Annotated in this window: 14 protein-coding genes; 4 read left to right on the forward strand and 10 right to left on the reverse strand. The window is 63.8% G+C overall.

The window, feature by feature from the left end; all coding sequences use genetic code 11:
* The first annotated feature begins 106 nt into the window (after positions 1-106).
* A complete protein-coding gene (locus ACH4YP_RS25715) occupies positions 107-4,585 on the forward strand; it encodes an FtsK/SpoIIIE domain-containing protein (protein WP_398492731.1) in 4,479 nt (1,492 codons plus the stop codon).
* Between the two features lie 132 nt (positions 4,586-4,717).
* Here the strand turns inward: ACH4YP_RS25715 and ACH4YP_RS25720 are convergent, their stop codons facing one another.
* From ACH4YP_RS25720 to ACH4YP_RS25735, 4 genes are all read right to left on the reverse strand, one after another.
* Positions 4,718-4,978 (reverse strand): WXG100 family type VII secretion target, encoded by a 261-nt coding sequence (locus ACH4YP_RS25720; RefSeq protein WP_398492733.1) that lies wholly within the window; start codon positions 4,976-4,978, stop codon positions 4,718-4,720.
* Between the two features lie 179 nt (positions 4,979-5,157).
* Positions 5,158-5,802, reverse strand: a complete 645-nt coding sequence (locus ACH4YP_RS25725; protein WP_398492735.1) for a DUF3592 domain-containing protein — start codon at positions 5,800-5,802, stop codon at positions 5,158-5,160.
* 12 nt (positions 5,803-5,814) lie between these two features.
* Entirely contained in the window at positions 5,815-7,275 is a 1,461-nt protein-coding gene (locus tag ACH4YP_RS25730) for a hypothetical protein (RefSeq protein WP_398492737.1), read from the reverse strand.
* Positions 7,268-7,597 (reverse strand): SAV_915 family protein, encoded by a 330-nt coding sequence (locus ACH4YP_RS25735; RefSeq protein ID WP_398492739.1) that lies wholly within the window; start codon positions 7,595-7,597, stop codon positions 7,268-7,270. Before ACH4YP_RS25735 ends, ACH4YP_RS25730 begins: the two co-directional genes overlap by 8 nt.
* Positions 7,598-7,773: 176 nt before the next feature.
* Here ACH4YP_RS25735 and ACH4YP_RS25740 point away from each other — a divergent pair, with 176 nt between their 5' ends.
* The 3 genes from ACH4YP_RS25740 (at position 7,774) to ACH4YP_RS25750 (ending at position 9,299) form a co-directional block, all read left to right on the forward strand.
* Positions 7,774-8,076, forward strand: coding sequence for a hypothetical protein (locus ACH4YP_RS25740; protein ID WP_398492741.1), 303 nt, complete (start codon positions 7,774-7,776; stop codon positions 8,074-8,076).
* A gap of 88 nt (positions 8,077-8,164) precedes the next feature.
* Positions 8,165-8,425, forward strand: a complete 261-nt coding sequence (locus ACH4YP_RS25745) for a WXG100 family type VII secretion target (protein WP_398492743.1) — start codon at positions 8,165-8,167, stop codon at positions 8,423-8,425.
* 37 nt (positions 8,426-8,462) lie between these two features.
* Complete coding sequence (locus ACH4YP_RS25750; RefSeq protein ID WP_398492744.1) at positions 8,463-9,299, forward strand: hypothetical protein; 837 nt, start codon at positions 8,463-8,465, stop codon at positions 9,297-9,299.
* 99 nt (positions 9,300-9,398) lie between these two features.
* Here ACH4YP_RS25750 and ACH4YP_RS25755 read toward each other — a convergent pair whose 3' ends face one another.
* The 6 genes from ACH4YP_RS25755 to ACH4YP_RS25780 all read right to left on the reverse strand — a co-directional run bounded on the left by ACH4YP_RS25755 (position 9,399) and on the right by ACH4YP_RS25780 (position 16,256).
* Positions 9,399-10,811 (reverse strand): PE-PGRS family protein, encoded by a 1,413-nt coding sequence (locus ACH4YP_RS25755; RefSeq protein ID WP_398492746.1) that lies wholly within the window; start codon positions 10,809-10,811, stop codon positions 9,399-9,401.
* Positions 10,812-11,377: 566 nt separating this feature from the next.
* Positions 11,378-12,073, reverse strand: coding sequence for a hypothetical protein (locus ACH4YP_RS25760; RefSeq protein WP_398492748.1), 696 nt, complete (start codon positions 12,071-12,073; stop codon positions 11,378-11,380).
* Between the two features lie 283 nt (positions 12,074-12,356).
* The gene (locus ACH4YP_RS25765; protein WP_398492749.1) at positions 12,357-13,307 is read right to left on the reverse strand and encodes a hypothetical protein; all 951 of its coding nucleotides are present in this window, start codon (positions 13,305-13,307) and stop codon (positions 12,357-12,359) included.
* Between the two features lie 86 nt (positions 13,308-13,393).
* Positions 13,394-13,849: an RDD family protein gene (locus tag ACH4YP_RS25770; protein WP_398492751.1), complete on the reverse strand. Its 456-nt coding sequence runs from the start codon at positions 13,847-13,849 to the stop codon at positions 13,394-13,396.
* A 165-nt stretch (positions 13,850-14,014) separates the two neighbouring features.
* Positions 14,015-14,590 (reverse strand): hypothetical protein, encoded by a 576-nt coding sequence (locus ACH4YP_RS25775; protein WP_398492753.1) that lies wholly within the window; start codon positions 14,588-14,590, stop codon positions 14,015-14,017.
* 91 nt (positions 14,591-14,681) lie between these two features.
* On the reverse strand, positions 14,682-16,256 hold the full coding sequence (locus tag ACH4YP_RS25780; RefSeq protein WP_398492755.1) for a DUF6571 family protein: 1,575 nt from the start codon (positions 16,254-16,256) through the stop codon (positions 14,682-14,684).
* Positions 16,257-16,527: the final 271 nt, after the last annotated feature.

Here is a 16,527-nt window from a genome sequence, read left to right on the forward strand (position 1 = left end):
AAGTGCTCAACCAAGACGACTGGTCACGGGGCACGAGACTGCGGCTAGTCTCCGTGAACCGAGGTAATGAACGTGGCCGCACTGGCCGAGGGGGAGGAAAGCGACCATGCAGGTGCTGGTGACTGTCGTGCACGAGGGCGGTGAGCCACAGGATGTCATGGTCACCATGGACGACGCGGCCACCGCCGGCGACGTCGCGGAAGCTCTCGCGGCGGCTCCGGGCACGCCGAGGCCCCCCTCCCCCTCGGGCGGTCCCATGCCGAACGTCGTGGCGTTGCCTGGCACGTCACTGGCCTCACTGCCCGGCTACGGAACGTCGGTGGCGGCACCAACTCTGTGGACCGACGGTCTCCCCTGCGACCCGGTGTCCCCGGCGGCCGCCGTGCTGCGCGACGGCATGCGCGTCTCCGTCGACGACACGATCGGACCGCTGCTGCGCCGGGGAGAACCCGTCGGACAGCACGAACTGAGGGCCACAGGCGGCCCCGCCTCCGGCCGGGTCGTGCGCCTGGGCGCAGGCGTGGCCACCGTCGGATCGGCCCCCACCTGCTCCCTGCCCCTACCGGACACTTCGCTGCCACCTGTGGCAATCCGTCTGATGGTCGACGTCCGGGGTGGCGCTGTACTCGACCCGCAGCCCGGCGTCGAGACACAGCTCGACGACGAACGGGTGCAGGGCGAGACCGCGTGGCCGCTCGGCGGTGTGGTTCGCGTAGGCGATTCGCTCCTCGTACTCGACCAAGTCGCCGAACCGGACGCGCACTTGTCCGAGATGAGTGAGGGCGGCCTCGCCTACAACCGGCCTCCCCGGCTCTCCCCGTTCCGGCCCCGACGGCGGCTCGTCGTGCCACAGCCGCCCACCAAGGGGGAGCGGGCCCGCTTCCAGTTCATCATGGCCTTCACGCCGATGATCTTCGGCCTGGTCATGTACTTCGTCACCAAACAGATCTACATGCTGCTCTTCTGCCTGATGAGCCCCCTGATGATGGCCGGCCAGTGGCTGAGCGAGAACCGTGAGGGCAAGCAGAAGCACAAGACCTCGGTCAAGCAGTACAAGAAGGATCTCGCTGCCCATGAGGCCGAACTCGTACGCGTGGGCAAGGAGGAACAGCGCGATCGGCGTACCGACCATCCGGACCCGGCGGAGACTCTGCTCTTCGCCACGGGACCGCGTCGCCGCCTCTGGGAGCGCAGACTCACGGACCCGGACGCGATGCAGCTGAGAATCGGCGTCGGTGGACTGCCGTCCGACGTCGAGCTCGTACTGGGGCGTGGCGGCACCCACTACGACGAGGACCGCCCGGAACCACCGATCCTGCCGGACGTCCCGGTCACGCTTCCCTTCTCGGAACTGGGCGTCGTCGGCGTGGCGGGCGATCGGGCCCGCGCACTCGCGACCGCACGGTGGATGGGCGTGCAGGCGGCGGCTCTGCACAGCCCCAGAGACCTCTCACTCGTCTCGCTCTCCTCGACGGCGGCCGCCGGCGCCGAGTGGAGCTGGGCCCACTGGCTGCCCCACACGGCGCCCGATCAGGGCCAGGACTGCGTCGCCCTCGTGGCCTCGGACTCGGAAGCCGTCGCGCGCCGTGTCAACGAGCTTCTGAACGAGCTGAACCGGCGCAAAGCCGCCCGCGAGCACCAGAACACGATGGGGCAGCTCTACCCGGACCCCAACGTCCTGGTGATCCTTGACGGGGCACGGCTGTTGCGCCGGATGCCCGGTATCCCGCAGATCCTCACCGAGGGGCCGCAGCACGGGATCTACGCACTCTGCATCGACGAGGACGAGCGGCTCCTCCCGGAGGAGTGCAAGGCCGTCGTGTGCTGGACACCTGACGCGCCGCATCACGTCCGGGTACGGGGCTACGGCCTTGAGTCGGTGGGCGACGTGCTGGCCGATCAGGTCACGTTCGAGTGGTGCGAACTGGTCGCTCGTTCCCTCGCGCCGGTACGGGACGTCAGCCGTGACGACGCCGGTAGCGCGCTGCCCACCTCCGCTCGGCTGCTCTCCCTGCTCGGCATGCCCGACCCGACGGGCGGTGACGTGGAGCGGATCTGGCAGGCCGGTGGTTCGACGACGGCCGCTCCCATCGGTATCGCGGCAGACGGGACGTTCGTCCTGGACATCCGGCGTGACGGTCCGCACGCGCTCGTCGCAGGCACGACCGGTGCCGGTAAGTCCGAACTGCTGCAGACGATCATCGCGTCACTCGCTGTCGCGAACCGGCCGGACGCCCTGAACTATGTGCTGATCGACTACAAGGGCGGCAGCGCCTTCATGGACTGCGCCCGGCTCCCGCACACCGTCGGCATGGTCAGCGACCTCGACGCCCACCTGACGGAGCGGGCTCTTGCCTCGCTCGCCGCTGAACTCCACCGTCGCGAGACAATCCTCTTCAACACCGGCACCAAGGACATCGAGGACTACAACGACACCCGCAAGTTCCGACCCGAGCTGGAGCCGATGCCCCGGCTCGTGCTGGTCATCGACGAGTTCGCGTCGCTGGTCGCGGAACTCCCCGACTTCATCGCGGGACTTGTCGACATCGCCCGACGTGGCCGGTCGCTCGGTGTGCATCTGATCCTGGCGACGCAGCGCCCCGCCGGCGTGGTGAGTGCGGACATCCGCGCCAACACGAACCTGCGCATCGCGCTGCGCGTGACGGATGCCTCGGAGTCCTTGGACGTCATCGAGGCGCCGGACTCGGGTGCGATCTCCAAGTCCACACCGGGCCGGGCCTATGTGCGCTCGGGCGCCCAGTCGCTCGTCGGGGTGCAGTCGGCGCGTATCGGTGGCCGCAGGCCCGCGACCGGCCGGAGCGGGCCCAAGGCGACGATGGTTCCGTTGCCCTGGAGCGCGTACAGCCGTCCGCTGGCGAAGCGGACGGAGGCCGAGGACGACGGCACCATGGTCACCGACCTCGCCGTCCTCGTGGACGCCGTCCGCGCCGGGGCCGAGAAGATGGGCTTCGGAGAGCAGCGAAGCCCCTGGCTGCCGCCGCTGACCGAGCTGGTCACACTGGACGAACTCGCCTCGTACAACGTTGATCCGGTGTCCGGTGACGATGTCGCGCCGGTCCCCTTCGGCCTCGTCGACCTTCCGGCTCGACAAAGTCGCAAGCCCCTGGCCCTGGACCTCGTTCACGGGGAGCACAGCCTGTTGCTCGGCGGCGCCAGGTCCGGCCGCTCCACCGCCCTGCGTACGCTGGCCGGATCGATGGCCCGTAGTACATCTCCGCACGACGTGCACGTCTACGGTATCGACTGCGGATCGAACGCGCTGCTGCCGTTGGTGAGGCTGCCGCATGTCGGCGCCGTGGTGAGCCGTGACGAGCCCGACCGGGTACGCCGTCTGATCGACCGTCTGCTCGGCGAGATCGCCAGGCGTCAGCAACTGCTCGCCATGGAGGGCGCGTCGAGCGCCGCGGAACAGCGGGCGAGTGCCGCCCCGGAGGACCGTCTCCCGTGGATGGTGCTGCTGCTGGACGGTTGGGAGGGCTTCGCGTCCACCTTCGAGAACTACAACTACGGACAGTTGCTTGAGTCGGCCCAGCGAATCTTCCGAGAGGGAGCCGCAGTGGGCCTCAAGGTCGTCATGACCGCCGACCGAAGCGGTCTGAGCGGTCAGGTCTCATCCGCCTTCGCGGATCGGCTCGTGTTGCGCTTCGCCGACCCGAACGACTACTCCACCGCAGGGCTTCAGGTGCGAGAAGTACCCAAGAACATGCCACCGGGGCGTGCCCTGCGGATCACCGACGTGGGCGTGGACGAGACACAGATCGGACTGCTCGCCGAGGATCCCGCGGGGCAGGCACAGGTACGTGCGTTGAGAGAGATCGCCGAAGAGGCGGGGGCACGCTTCGGACGTCTTCCGACCGCTCGACGACCGATGCGTGTGGACGCGCTGCCCGCGCGTATCACGGCGACCGAGGCGCTGGCCCTCGACCCGGACTTCACGCCGCCGTCACCGCTGTGGGCGCTGATCGGTGTGGGCGGTGACGAACTGCACCCGATCGGGATCGACTTGGAGGACAACGGGCCCGGTTTCCTCATCGCGGGGCCGCCCAAGTCCGGCCGTTCCACAGCGCTCGTGGCCGCGACGGAGTCTCTGCTACGGGCCGGCACCCCCGTTGTACTCGTCACCCCTCGCAGGTCCCCGCTGAGGGAGCTGGAAGGCCGTGAAGGCGTACTGGGCATGCTCAACGCGGACAGCAGGGAGAGCGACCTTGAGGAGCTGGTCGAGAACCTCGCGGAGGACTCGTACGTCGTCGTCGTCGATGACGCCGAACTGCTCTATGACACGCCCCTGGACGAGGCGTTGGAGTCCGTGATCCGCAAGGGGGCGGACGGGGGCATCGGGCTTGTCGCCGCCGGCGCGACGGACAGCCTGTCCGGTCAGTACCGAGGGTTCTCCGTCGAGGCGCGAAAGTCCCGCAACGGCCTGCTGCTGACTCCTCAGAGCCCGTCGGAGGGAGAGCTCTTCGGCATCAGACTCCCCGCGAACAGCGGCGGCGGTCCGGCGGGCAGTGGCTTGCTGGTGTCGGGCGGGGCGTTCATGCCGATTCAGGCGGTCATGAACAACTGACGTTCTTCCGTGGGGCCTCCAGGGGGGACGGAACGACCCCCCTGGAGCAAACCCAACGGCGGCGGGGCACCTACCTCAAGGAGATGTCTCTTGAGGTAGGTGCCCCGCCGCTCTGTGGCAGTCGCCCCTGGATCAGGTGGCGCGCTCGATGTTGTCGGCGCTGGTGTTCGCCGACTTGCTGGCCTCGTTCAGCGTGTCGACCCACTTGTCGAAGGTCGGCTTCACGTCTGCCCAGTCGTTGCGGAAGCGGTCGGCCTTCGGGCCCTTCCAGTAGCTCGAGCTGTCGGCCGTGGCCTTCTGCAGAGCACTGATGAGGACCCGCAGATCGTCACCCTTCTTTCCGTAGAGCTTGGACAGTTCCCGGAGCCGTGGTAGATCTGCACCGCGATCCATGGCGATCCTCCCCGTGTAACAGAGGCAAACGGACTGTCCGTTTGCACCAGTGGACGCTACCGCAACGACGGTAGTTCCCGTAAAGGGGGACCAACCATGGGACGAGGAGGCCCTTCGGCGCAGACATGCCGGGGTCTGTGAAGATTGCCCGATTTGCCACATTGTTCTTTGAGGCTGGGCTACGGTTTGGTGAGGTCCGTAGCAGCTTTACCCTTTCGCTTCTTGGGTTCAAATGCTGACGGGTCCTTGGCGTCCGTAAGGGGCGGGGGTCCGAATGTGCGGAGGTGCCAGCGGCGACGCAGAATTACCGTCACCGCCATGGCTGTGCAGACCAGAGCCAGCAGCGCGGTGCCGAGGATGGGGAAGCTCAAGAACGGAGGATTATCGACCCAATCCTGCGAGAGGACGCGATTGGGATTCCGAGGATCGTAGACGACCATCAGGTTTTCCCCGACATTGACTTCCGGTTGCATGCCCGCAAAATCATACAGGTCAGTCTGGGTGGTATTTCCGGAGAATTTGAATTTAACTTTCACATACTTCGGTTTGTTGTCCACTCCGGTAACCACTGCAGATGCGGTAACTCCTCGATCGTTTAGATCGTCTACGAGTGAATTTGCGGGAAGGAGGAGGGCAAGAAACATTCCGATGGTGAGTGCAGAGACGCCAAGCATACCCAAGATTGTCTTGCGCCCTGGAAGGAGAGGCCGCGATTTTGCCTCTTTTATCTTGGCCCATCGCTGGGAAGAGGCACGGGTTTCCTCTGTGTGCGGTGGTAGCTGCCACTCACCTGTGGGATGCCTCTTCTTCTGTTTCTTAGCCATATCGGACCAACCTCACGAGAACCAGCCGGTTACGGATTTCTTTACTGATGACGCGCCATCGCTGATCGCTTTTCCGGTGTCTTTGGCTGCGTCAGTGGCCGCATTGACAACCCTCCTGCCGGTCTTTGTCTTGATCGCGTAAGAGGCAACGTACCCGACGCCAAAGCCTGCGATGACACCAGCCGCGATACCCCAGCCGACAGGTCCTCCAGCCATCGCAACCACTGTTACGCCAGCCCAAGTGCCTGCAGCGCCTGCTGCCATGCCGCCGGCATTCGCTGCAATGGCGACGTCCTTTTCTTCACCGTGACCGATGTCCCAGGCGGTGGCACCGATCGTGAGGACCGTGCCGACCAGAGGAAGCTTCCCGCCTGCGCGTAGCGTTCTGCCGAACAGTGATGTGGTGCTCGGGGGGCGGAGACCGGGAACTTTTCCAATGAGCCAGCTTCCGCCGTCAGCCACGGAAGCTTCCATCAAGCGGGAGAACGATCCCATGCCGTACTTAGCGAGCATCCGCTCTGCCTTGCGTACGGATGCCTTGGATGCCTTGGCGGCCCTTTTTGTCGCGTTTTTGAATTCTCTCTTTTTCGCTTTGCTCATCGCGGCGCGTCGGTCGCTATATTTCTGGCTTGCTTCGTCAGAGAACTTCTGCGCCTGGTCCCAGTAGTGACTGGCGAACTTGGACTGAACGCCGATGACGCTGGCCAGTAGGCCGGCGCTGTCGGACCAAGTGTCCGCAGGGTCGCCCAATTTCTTCACTGCAATCTTCGTATGCTTCCAGGCGATCTCCCAAAGCTCTGGGTCATCTCCTTGCATGAGCGCGCGATTGAAAACAGCCCCCGGCTCGTCCTTCGGGAGATCTCCGTGGAACAGTGCCACTGTCTTGTCGAAACCAGGAGCAGGTGACTCGGCATTAACTGCAGTGGTGAAGGCTGAGCCGAAGAGTCTGGCGTCATCCTTGGCCGTGGGGGCGTTGGCCGTGGCAACGGCCATGGGCAGGTTCTTCAGGAGCTCCGGGTCCATCTTCGCGTAGAAAGCCGAGGTGAAGTCGGGGTCGCTCTTGTGTTTGCTCAGTACCTCGGCGATCCGATGGAACTCGGCACCGGCTTTGCTCGGATCGAGGTCCCCGGCCTTGGTGGCCGCGTCGGCGAGTTCCTTGCCGTCTTTTCTGGCTTCCGTCACGGTGGCGATGGGCTCACGGAGCTGGACCATGGGGGCCTTAGGTCCGTATCCGCCCTCTACCTCCATGGCTGCGGCCAGGGCCTGACGGCGGCGCAGCATAGGCAGTTCGTCATCGACCCAACTGGCGATCTTTCCGATTTCTGTGAGGCTGCCGGTTTCCAGCCCGTACTTCTGAAATCTACTCAGATAGGACGCCTTGGCGCCATGCAGTTTCTTTCCGCTGGACTCAAGACTGTTGACGGTCTTGAGGAGATTTTGAGGATTAATGCCGGAGAAGTTGGGGTCAGTCATCGGCCTTCTCCCCCGCACCCTCGGCCAGCTGCGGATCCACCAGGATCGCTTGAGCCCCGGAGCCCGTCAGTGTCCTCTCCATCGCTTCCGTCGGGACCATCACCCATGCCTGCTCCTGGCCCAGAGCCTCGACGAGGAGGGGGACCGAGGTGAAGGCGAGAGCCACGAGCCGCTCCTGTCCTCCCTCTGCCGCTACGGGGACGAGCATGACGTCAACCGTGCCGTCGTGGAGCGGGGAACCCTCCGAGTCCTGGGGGACCTCGGTCATGGTGGGAAGCACCAAGACGTCGGGAATCTCACTGGTCGCTGCTGCCGAGTTCATCTCGCCAGGTTAGAAGGGCCGCTCGACGGGAGGCAACGTGATCGGGCGTACAAGAGAGAGGAGGCGAGGCGCGACCGGTGCAGTGTGGGGGGCCGGCCTTCTCCATGCCGCAGGCGGCTCGTGCTGGGTAACATGCGGTGTCGATCAGTTGGCGGGAGCGGAGGAAGTGGGGGACGGTGTCGGATCCGGAGCCGAAAGTACCAAATCCACGTAAGGCGGACCTGGAGAAGCTTCGCAGCGATTTGGCCAAGGAAGTGGAAGAACTCAGGACCGCTCTCAAGAAGCCAACCGAGGACATCGGTGGAGACACGGTCTGGGTCGGCAAGAACGCTCGAACGTGGCACACGGAATTGGATGGGCGTCACAAGAAGCTGGGCGTCCAGGTCGACAAATTGCTCCCGATCATTGACGCCGCCATCAGAAGCGAGCCGGAGAAGGTGTCGGCGAGCGAGGCCCGTACCTACAACAAGGGGATCTGAGTACTTCGTTGCGGACTTGAGGGGCACCCAGTGAAGCCCGTTGGCTGCTGTGGCCAGGCTGGGCTCTGGAACAGCCGGGAAGGCAACTGTGGCAAATCCGGATATTCAGGAACTCAACCAGCGTGCCGCACGGTTGCGGTCGCTCGCGGATCACATCGACTCACTCGTGAGCCAGCCCAAGACCCACAGCACTACCGTCATGAAGACCTGGTCCGGCCCCAACGCCGACGCCGTGCGCGGCAAGTTGGGGACGTGGCACACGACATGCGGCACCGTGGCCAAGGCGTTGCGGGACGAGGCGCAGCAGTGCACCCAGGACGCCAAGGGTTTGCAGGACAACAAGAAGTGAACCGGTGATCGCCGAATCACGGGAGGAAACGAGAACAGTGCCTTCGTACGACAGTTCCCGCGGACGTTTCCGGCTCGCCGACCGCCATATCGCGGTGTTTGCGCATCTCCTGGACGGTGAGACTCCGCCGGAGGAACTCTGGGCCTCCCTGGCCGAGCTGCAGCGGATCGGCTTGGTCGGAGAAGAGGGCGAACTGGCCCCGCTGCTGCGTGATTTGCTGGGCGCCCTCGCCGACCCGATGGTCATGATCCAGGTGGAGGTCACGGGCGAGCACGGTCCGGTCAACCACGGCGTGGTCGTTGGCCAGGAAGCGGTCATCTCTCACGACGGCTGGCCGGGCGAGGAAGAATCCGAGTACGTCTCGATCGAGCCCAACACCCTCGTGTGGGAGCTCGCGCGCAAGGTCAACCTCCATCGTGGCCAGAAGCCCGAGGAGGACGCCGCGGATGTCCGTATCGAGACGACGATGGGCGCGCTGGACGCCGCGTTCGTCGCGCTCGGCGAATCGAGCGGCGACGACGAAGCCTCTCGTGACCTGGCGCGCAAGGCGGTCCTGGAGGCGGACAGCACCCTCAAGGACCCGGACCTCGGTCAGTTCCTGGAGCTGGTCTCCGCCCTCAACGCCACATGGCGGATCACGGTGGCCTGGGACGGCAAGCACGAAGGCGAGCGCACAGCGATGATCCGGGCTCTCGCAGTCTGGGACTGTGGCCCTCTCGGTTACTGGGTCCGTGAACAGCCCGAAGAGCCCATCATGCCGGGTCAGGTGGGCCCCGAGAGCGCGCTGGTGGTGGCCGGGTCGAACTCGGCGGAGGTCTGGGAGAAGATCACGGACCTGTTGCCGGACAGGGAAGACCTGGTTGACGAGGACTGAGTTTCGTCATCGAATCGGGGCCGCACCTCATGGTCTGCGGCTCCGACAGTCTGTGGTGCCTGGCTGGCACCGGGCAGCCTTTCGGCAGAGAGGCGTGGGTCAGAACCAGTTCATTGGATTCGCCTTCGATTTGGCGATGCTCTTCCCTAGATCCTTTGCCTTGTCGCCGACCCAGTCGGCGGCTTCCCCCGCGCCCTTCTTGATGTCGTCCCAGTGCTCGACGACCTTGGCGCCGCCGTAAATGAGGCCGGTACCCACAGCGAGGCCGATCGTGATCGGGTTGGGGGCCACCATCGCCGCGGTCAGGGAGGCGTTGAAGCCGACCTCAGCCACGTCGGCGACGTACCCGGCGCCGTTCCTCTTGAATGCCTCGACAGGGTTGCCCTGTGAGATGACGTTGGCGGCGCTGAAGCCGGTGGAGGCGACGCCGCCTACGACACCCAGCCCGCGTAGGGCGCCCGAGACCTTTGCCGCGCCGCCAAACGCCTTGCTCAAGGATGAGGCCCGGGTGAGGCCGAGCCCACGTGCCCTGGAGAAGATGTTGCTTCCGACCTTCAAGAGGCTGGCATTGCCTGCGCGTGCCACCGCCTGGCCGGAGTGGGTCAGCCCGCCGTAGCGAGCGGCGATCGAGTCCGCGCCGACGACGAAGTCGATGACCCCGTTCGCGCCGAGGCCGCGCATGAGAGGGGTGGACCTCAGGGCGTTCCAGCCGGTGCCGAGCAAATCGCCCCGGACGCCGGCCGTCATCGGAATCCGGGAGATGTTCTGGTAGACGGAACTGCGTGACAGGAGATTGCCGAGCTGCCCCGGCAGCCAGCTGCCGGGCGCGCTGAGGGAACGGAGCTGCGGTGTCCACCTGATGAGGCCGTTGCCGGCCGAACGTATGAGCCCACTGTCGGAACCGCGCAACGCTACACCGAGGCGGGTTTTCCAGGTGCGGAGCGCACCTGTCTTCAAGGAGTTACCGAGCAGCACCTTGGTCATCGACGCGCCTTGAATCGTGACGACCGCGGTGGCGGCGGTGATGGAACCCCAGTCTCCGTAGAGCCCGATCATGGTCGCGATGGTCTCTTCGTGCGGCTGGAGGCCGGGTATTCGCGATATCGCATGCGCCTCCAGGCGCTCGATCCAGTCGGACAAGGACTCGTTGGGCTGCCGCTTGAACTTGTCGGCGTTCGGATCGTCGCTTGCGGCGACGGAGTTGGCCAACAGAAGTGCGTCGGGACCCAGTTGCTCGCCCTTGTACTTCTTGATGTCCTCGGGACTGAACCCGGCCCAGCGCAGGCCTGCCTCCGGGTCGCCGTTCTCCAGCCGGGCGAAGGTGGCACGCTTACGAAGGTCCGGACCGGTGTCGGTGACCCAGGAGCGCAAAGGCTTGAGCGAGGTCAGCTTGCTCGTGACGCCGAGCTGCGATGCTCTCGTGAACGCTTCGTCCAGCTTGTCCTGGACTCCACCGCGGCCGTCCAGGAGTTTCGCGAGCTGATCAAGATCGTCCGGGTTGGCATTCCTCATGCCCATGCTTCATCCCCCTAAAGCATCTGAGCGTGGGCCCCTTTGGGCTGGTTGGAAGCAGGCGAACCCATGATAGGGGTGTGTTCTGAGCACCAGACGATCAGTGGTGCTCAAGAGTGCGTATGCGAATGCGAGGCGGTGGCCGAACCGTGCAGCGCAGGTGAGGAATCTGTGGTGGTTTACCAGAGTGCGGTTTTTCGGCGCCCTTGTGCAGACGAAGATCACGTGGCGGCATCGTGGCGGGCTGCCTTCTCCAACGGGAAGAAAGCGCGGGAGCGAAGACGCGTTGCGCTACTCCGCCGTGCGGGACTCGCAAGGCGCACGCTGCCCAAGTACGGGATGCATACGCTGACCGGCGGTGGGCCACCCTTCATTGCCGATGGCAAATTCCCGCGCGTCGGTTCAGGGGACGGGAGGCACAGGAGGATCGTCGACGCGCTTGTTCTCGTCGGAAACCGGTCTGTCCCCGAGGTCGATGTCCGTCGGGGCGGCTCGGCCTGAGTGGCGGTCGGTCGGGCACCCGGAACAGACGGATCTGGTGGCGAGCGTGACACGGGTCGTCACATTCACTGGTCGCCGACGAGTGCGAACGCGAAGGCCAGCCGACGGTCGAGCCAGTCGGCTCGAACGATGACCTTCGCGCTGCCCTCCGACACCATCACCACCTTGTCGTCCGCCCTCCACTCAAGCGAGCGGGACTTGGAGCGCTGGTCACCTCCCTCTGCCCCCATGTCGGCGATCGCCCCGACCACTCCGAGGACGAATTTGCCGGCCGCGCGTCCCGCGACCTCCTTGGCGTCTCCGCTCGCCCACTCGTTGCGACCCGCGACTTCAGGGTGGCCGGGCTGGTCGATACGCCAGGTGTGCTTGAACGGGCGCTTGGGAGGAACCCGTCGGATCGTCCCGATGACATGGTCCTGGCCATCGCGCACCACATGATGCTGCTCACCGTCGACCTCCTGGGGCAGATCGACATAACAGAGGAGACGGTTGGCTTCAACGTCCTCGTACAGGGTGAGTTCAGGGCGCGACGGCAAATCGGTGTGGTCGGATGTCGCGAGGAAGGCGCATGGCGCGAGAACGCGGTTGTCCTTTCCGCCCTTCGGGACGCGCACCGCGCGCGGGCCCCAAACGGACCGCTTCCGCTTGGACGTCTGCGGTCGCTCCACGGTACCGACGACGAACTCCCGGACGGTCGCCCAGGCGACAGGCTCGACGGGAGCCTCCTCGTCTGATTTGCCAGGCTGATTACCAAATGCCACCGCTGCCTCCTTGGGTGATCTCCGTGGTGGACGACTTGAGCCTACCGAGGGGGACGATGGGGTAGCTGGTCGCCTTCCTCGGGTCGCTGGTGGGCTATGGCTTGTCGAAGCGCACGTGTTGTTTAACTCACCCTTCTTCGATCCGCTCCAGTTTCCCAATCCGCGCAGAGTAGACGTCTAGTTGACCTGGCCAAGTAATTCGAAATCCTCAGAAATACGCTCACGCTGCCCCCATCATCGATGCAGTCATCGGAGACGATCCCGAGAAGGGAAAGGTGGGTTGCTACTTCACTCGGAGGGAGCTGTTCTCCACACTGAACTCCGTTGTGGATTCGTCTCCCTTGTGACGTGCCAAGAGTTGTAGCTGTCCGCTCCAGTTCCCCGTCGGAAAATCACTGGTTGCCCTGATGCGGAAATGGATAATCCGGCTCTTTCGTGGCGGCAGCGGAATGTTGGTGTTGAGTATTGTGTCAATTTCCATCAGGTCCACGTCATCGGGTTTCGGATCAGCCTCCTCGGAAGAAGTCTCCAAATTCTTCCAGCTATCTCGCGCTTTCCATTGGATGTGAAGTCCTGAGGTTGACTCGTCGGATTCACAGTCTCCGCTCCAGGCGTCTTCGCTGTCCTTGCATACAGAGGCCAGAACTTGAATCTTCGGGTAGTCGACTGTGGAAATGTTGTTGACGGAGAAGCTGTACTCGGACCAGCCGCCTTCCCGTCGCACGTAATCGTTGCCTGAATCTGCAACGACCTGAAGGTTGGCCAGCGGTGCAGTTCCGTGGTGGCTGGCTAGAGTCTTCCTTCCGCTCCGCAAATTGGCGGTTACGCCGATTGATTGTCCACTGGTCGTGGGGCGGGCGGCAGGCGTCAAACGGAGCATCAGCGTGCTGGCTCCTCGGGGCAACGGCACCTGGTAGGAGCCCTCCAGAGCCTTGGCACCCTCTGCGTCCTTGGGGGAAAGGCGGAGGATCTTCCATGAGTGAGATTTTGGTTCCTGGTATTCAACGGAAATCCCATCTCCGCCCTTTGGTGCGTTCTTGAAGTCAAAGGAGAGGTCGATGTCGGCTACCTCTCGGTAGGGGCCCTCATTTTCTACTTCGAAGAGTATGCGGCCAGGTGTCCCTTTGGCGTAATCGTCTAGGCGCTGAAATTTCAGGGATACGGGACTCGCTGGTGGTTCGGTTTTGGCGGGCGGCTTCTCGCTGGTGCAAGCTGTGAGGACCGCGATCGACATCACTGCGACTATTGAGTGAGGACGGCGCATCTTGTTCCCATCTGCCCGAACGGCATAAATTTCACAAAGGTGGGCCGACTGCGAGTTCAACTGCTGCGGCGTACGATACGTAGCCCCACCGCATCCTGCTGTTCAACATCGCTATCCGTTGCCAGGTGGATAGGGACAAAGACCATCGTCCAGTAGAAGCCGAAAAGCCAGCGGCCGATGAGCCGGAAGAAACCAGGACGTCCGCCGTCGGACGCGCGGACGACTTGCAGTCCGGTGAGCAGCTTCCCGAGGCTGGCCCGGGTTGCCAGCGTGAGCAGGACGTGGTTGACGAAGGAGAGCCCGATCGCCGCGGCGAGTGCTGCGCCCCATACCGTGGGGGACTGCGGCCGGAGTTCGACCACTCCGTCGACTACCTTCACGCTGGCCGCGGCTCCGGCCGAGAGGCCGCACACCAGGGCGATGAGCGCGTCGACGGACGCGGCGGTGGCCCGGCGCGCTTGAGAGGCAGGTTCAGCGCGGGCCGGTGTGAGAGTTGACTGTTGCTTGGACATGGTGCTGGTGTGTACCCGTCGTGAATGAGATGCGCGTCGGCTTGGGTGCCCGGCAGACTGTCGAGGAAGACGAAGACCAGGTAGACGGGTTTGCTTGAGGCTGGAGCCTCCAGTAATCCCGGAACTCACCTTTGTGGTGCGGAGTAAGCCCACCGGATTCGATTCTCAGGACGGGAGTTTGGACGGGAGATCGCACTTCGCTTCATGGTGGACGTAGCGGCCGAATTCGGTAGCCAGCTTGATGAGCGTCTGCCGCGCTTCCTTGTCCGAACCCTCAAGGCCAGATGGGGCCTGGGCGAATACGGTCAGACTCCACGGATCTTTGCTTTCCCTCTCACTGGAGTAGCAGGGAACATAGATTGCGGCCATGCGTGGCGTCGACAGACCTTTGAGGCCGGCATTGAAGTCAGTGAGCTTGCCGTTGGAGGTGGGAGGCAGTTCATGGTCAGCCCACTTCTGCCAGGAAACGGTGGCGACCGCGTTGGCATGCAGGCTGAGGAGGAGATCCTTGCCATCCCCCTTTACGAAACAGTTGCTGTTGTAGTGCCAGTCCTGGATCGGTGACGACCTCATGTCGAAGTCGTAGCTGGCGGCCCGAGGCAGCACGGAGTTGAAAATTTCGGCAGCCTCTTTCCGGTTTGGCAGGCTGCGGCAGACATCATCTGCCCGTATTTTCCCACGTTGCTCGAATGCTCCGGCCAGGTAGGCAACGAGAAGGGTGATGGCGACGGCCGCGGTCACTGCGCCGTAGAGGATGGGCTTACGAAGGGATGTGCGGTCGCTAGGTTCCGTCAAGGTCGATCACCTAATCGTTTCGGAACTGGATGAAATGCTATTGAGCGGCGATACTGTCCTCGATCAGAGGCGTAGCGTCGCGGAATCCCTTGCCGGCCTCGTCGCCGGCCTCGGATTCGGCCTCTTCGGATCCGGTGGCGGCTTTGGCGGACTCCTGCGTGGTCAGGATCGCGGAGTGTTCTACTTGATCCATCTCCTTTACGTTCTGGTAAACCTGCTCCTTCTGCTTTTCTCCGTCGTCGCCGAAACCGTTGAGGATTCCGTTGAAGACCTCGCCTGCGGCCGTTCCGGCCAGGCCGCCTGCCACGATGCCTCCGGGACCGGTGAAGGGTGTCATCGCGACGGCTGTCGCGCTGCCGACGACGGAGCCTCCCCAGGTGCTTGCGTGTTCCTTCCAGGCGTCCCCGCGTGCGGCCTCGTCAGCGTCGCTCTTGTCGGCCTGGAAGTGGTGGCTCGCTCCAATGATCCCCTGGAAGAGACCGGTGCCGTAGGAGAGCTTGTTGATGGTTTTCTCAGTACTCTCCGGATAGGCATTAGGGTGGTTATGCTGCTGCTCCATCAGAGCGGCAGCATATACGTGCTGGGAGACGTTGAGGGTGTCGTAGCCTTCGTTATTGCGGGCCACGGTGTGGAGGAATCTCACGGCATCGTACTTGTCGATCTCGGCAGCAGTTCCAGAGGTCGGGAAGAGTTTGTCGCGGTTCTTGATGTCCGAATCCAGGCTGCGGTTCAGGTCCGGCATGTACTCGGCCGAGATGTTCGCGAAGCTGTCCGACATGTATTCGTGGCGGCGCAGGCGGTCCTGGTCTTCGGACACTGAATTCACGAGCGCGCTGAACAGGCCAGCCTGTTCCTTCGAGTGCTTCACGTTCTCGGCGGTGGCAGGTTCGCCGGGCCGGTGGCCGGTGGTGGCTGCTTCGAGGGCATGGCCCATCGAGTTCCGGCCAGTCACGCTCTCCTTGCCCGGCATGCTGTCGTCCGGCCACTTGCGCTCTTCGAAGAGGTACTTGAAGTTCGACTCCGCCTTGCCGTCATCGCCCTTCTGCTTGGCGGTGAAAAACTTGGTTGCCGCGTCTGGGCTGTTGGCGAGCGCCTTCATGTAACCGGTGAGAGGGTCGTTGCCCTCGTCGTTGCCCAGGTGGTTGACCGTGCTCGTGGTTCCCCAGCCGGATCCGTTGAGCTGTTTGGCGCCCTCCAATACGCGCTTGTCTTCCTTGACGAGTGCTGTTCCGTATTCCTCGAGGAACTTGTCGTCATAGTCGCCGTAGCGCATGAGGTTGCTCATGACGATGAAACCTTCAGGACCGCCGGAGTCGCCATGTGGGGCAGGACCCGGATCTCTGATCGGATCGTCGCCGATTGCGACCATGTCCTTCTTCCACTTCATCATCGCCGGCGAATCAGAGTTGGTTGCCGCCGCAACGGTGAGACTCAGGTTCCTCTGCATCTCGTCGAACTCTTCGGGGCTGAGGTCCTCGGGGTCCTTCTTCGCGAGCTTCGTGGCGCGCTTGGCATCCTTGGCCGCCGCCGCGTTGGCGGCTCGGGTGACCTTCGCCTCGTTGATCTGGACCATGCCCTTGAAGCCGGGGTACGGCTCGTTGTCCATGTTCATGGCCAAGTGGTAGCGCCTCTTCAACATGGGTAGCTCGTCCCTGGCCCAACTCGCCACGTGCAGGACGTCTTTAAACCTCTGCCCCCACTCCGTAGTAGGCAAGCTCCGTCTTGTAGTAGGAGGCTCGGTCCTGGAGTGTCTCCTGATCCCGTCGCACAGAGTCGATCGTGCCCTTGAGCGCGTCTGGGTCTATCCCCGAAAAGACACTTCCGCCGCTTCCGTTTTCATCCTTGAGCATGCCACCGTCCCCGTTCGCATCAGATTCACTGCC

Source organism: Streptomyces sp. NPDC020747, assembly GCF_044334695.1.
Classification (GTDB): domain Bacteria; phylum Actinomycetota; class Actinomycetes; order Streptomycetales; family Streptomycetaceae; genus Streptomyces.

Bases quoted from the DNA above. Each gene is read 5' to 3' on its own strand.
- ACH4YP_RS25715 (WP_398492731.1), top strand. From the start codon at position 107: ATGCAGGTGCTGGTGACTGTCGTGCACGAGGGCGGTGAGCCACAGGAT.
- ACH4YP_RS25720 (WP_398492733.1), bottom strand. From the start codon at position 4,978: ATGGATCGCGGTGCAGATCTACCACGGCTCCGGGAACTGTCCAAGCTC.
- ACH4YP_RS25725 (WP_398492735.1), bottom strand. From the start codon at position 5,802: ATGGCTAAGAAACAGAAGAAGAGGCATCCCACAGGTGAGTGGCAGCTA.
- ACH4YP_RS25730 (WP_398492737.1), bottom strand. From the start codon at position 7,275: ATGACTGACCCCAACTTCTCCGGCATTAATCCTCAAAATCTCCTCAAG.
- ACH4YP_RS25735 (WP_398492739.1), bottom strand. From the start codon at position 7,597: ATGAACTCGGCAGCAGCGACCAGTGAGATTCCCGACGTCTTGGTGCTT.
- ACH4YP_RS25755 (WP_398492746.1), bottom strand. From the start codon at position 10,811: ATGAGGAATGCCAACCCGGACGATCTTGATCAGCTCGCGAAACTCCTG.
- ACH4YP_RS25765 (WP_398492749.1), bottom strand. From the start codon at position 13,307: ATGTCGATCGCGGTCCTCACAGCTTGCACCAGCGAGAAGCCGCCCGCC.
- ACH4YP_RS25770 (WP_398492751.1), bottom strand. From the start codon at position 13,849: ATGTCCAAGCAACAGTCAACTCTCACACCGGCCCGCGCTGAACCTGCC.
- ACH4YP_RS25780 (WP_398492755.1), bottom strand. From the start codon at position 16,256: ATGAACATGGACAACGAGCCGTACCCCGGCTTCAAGGGCATGGTCCAG.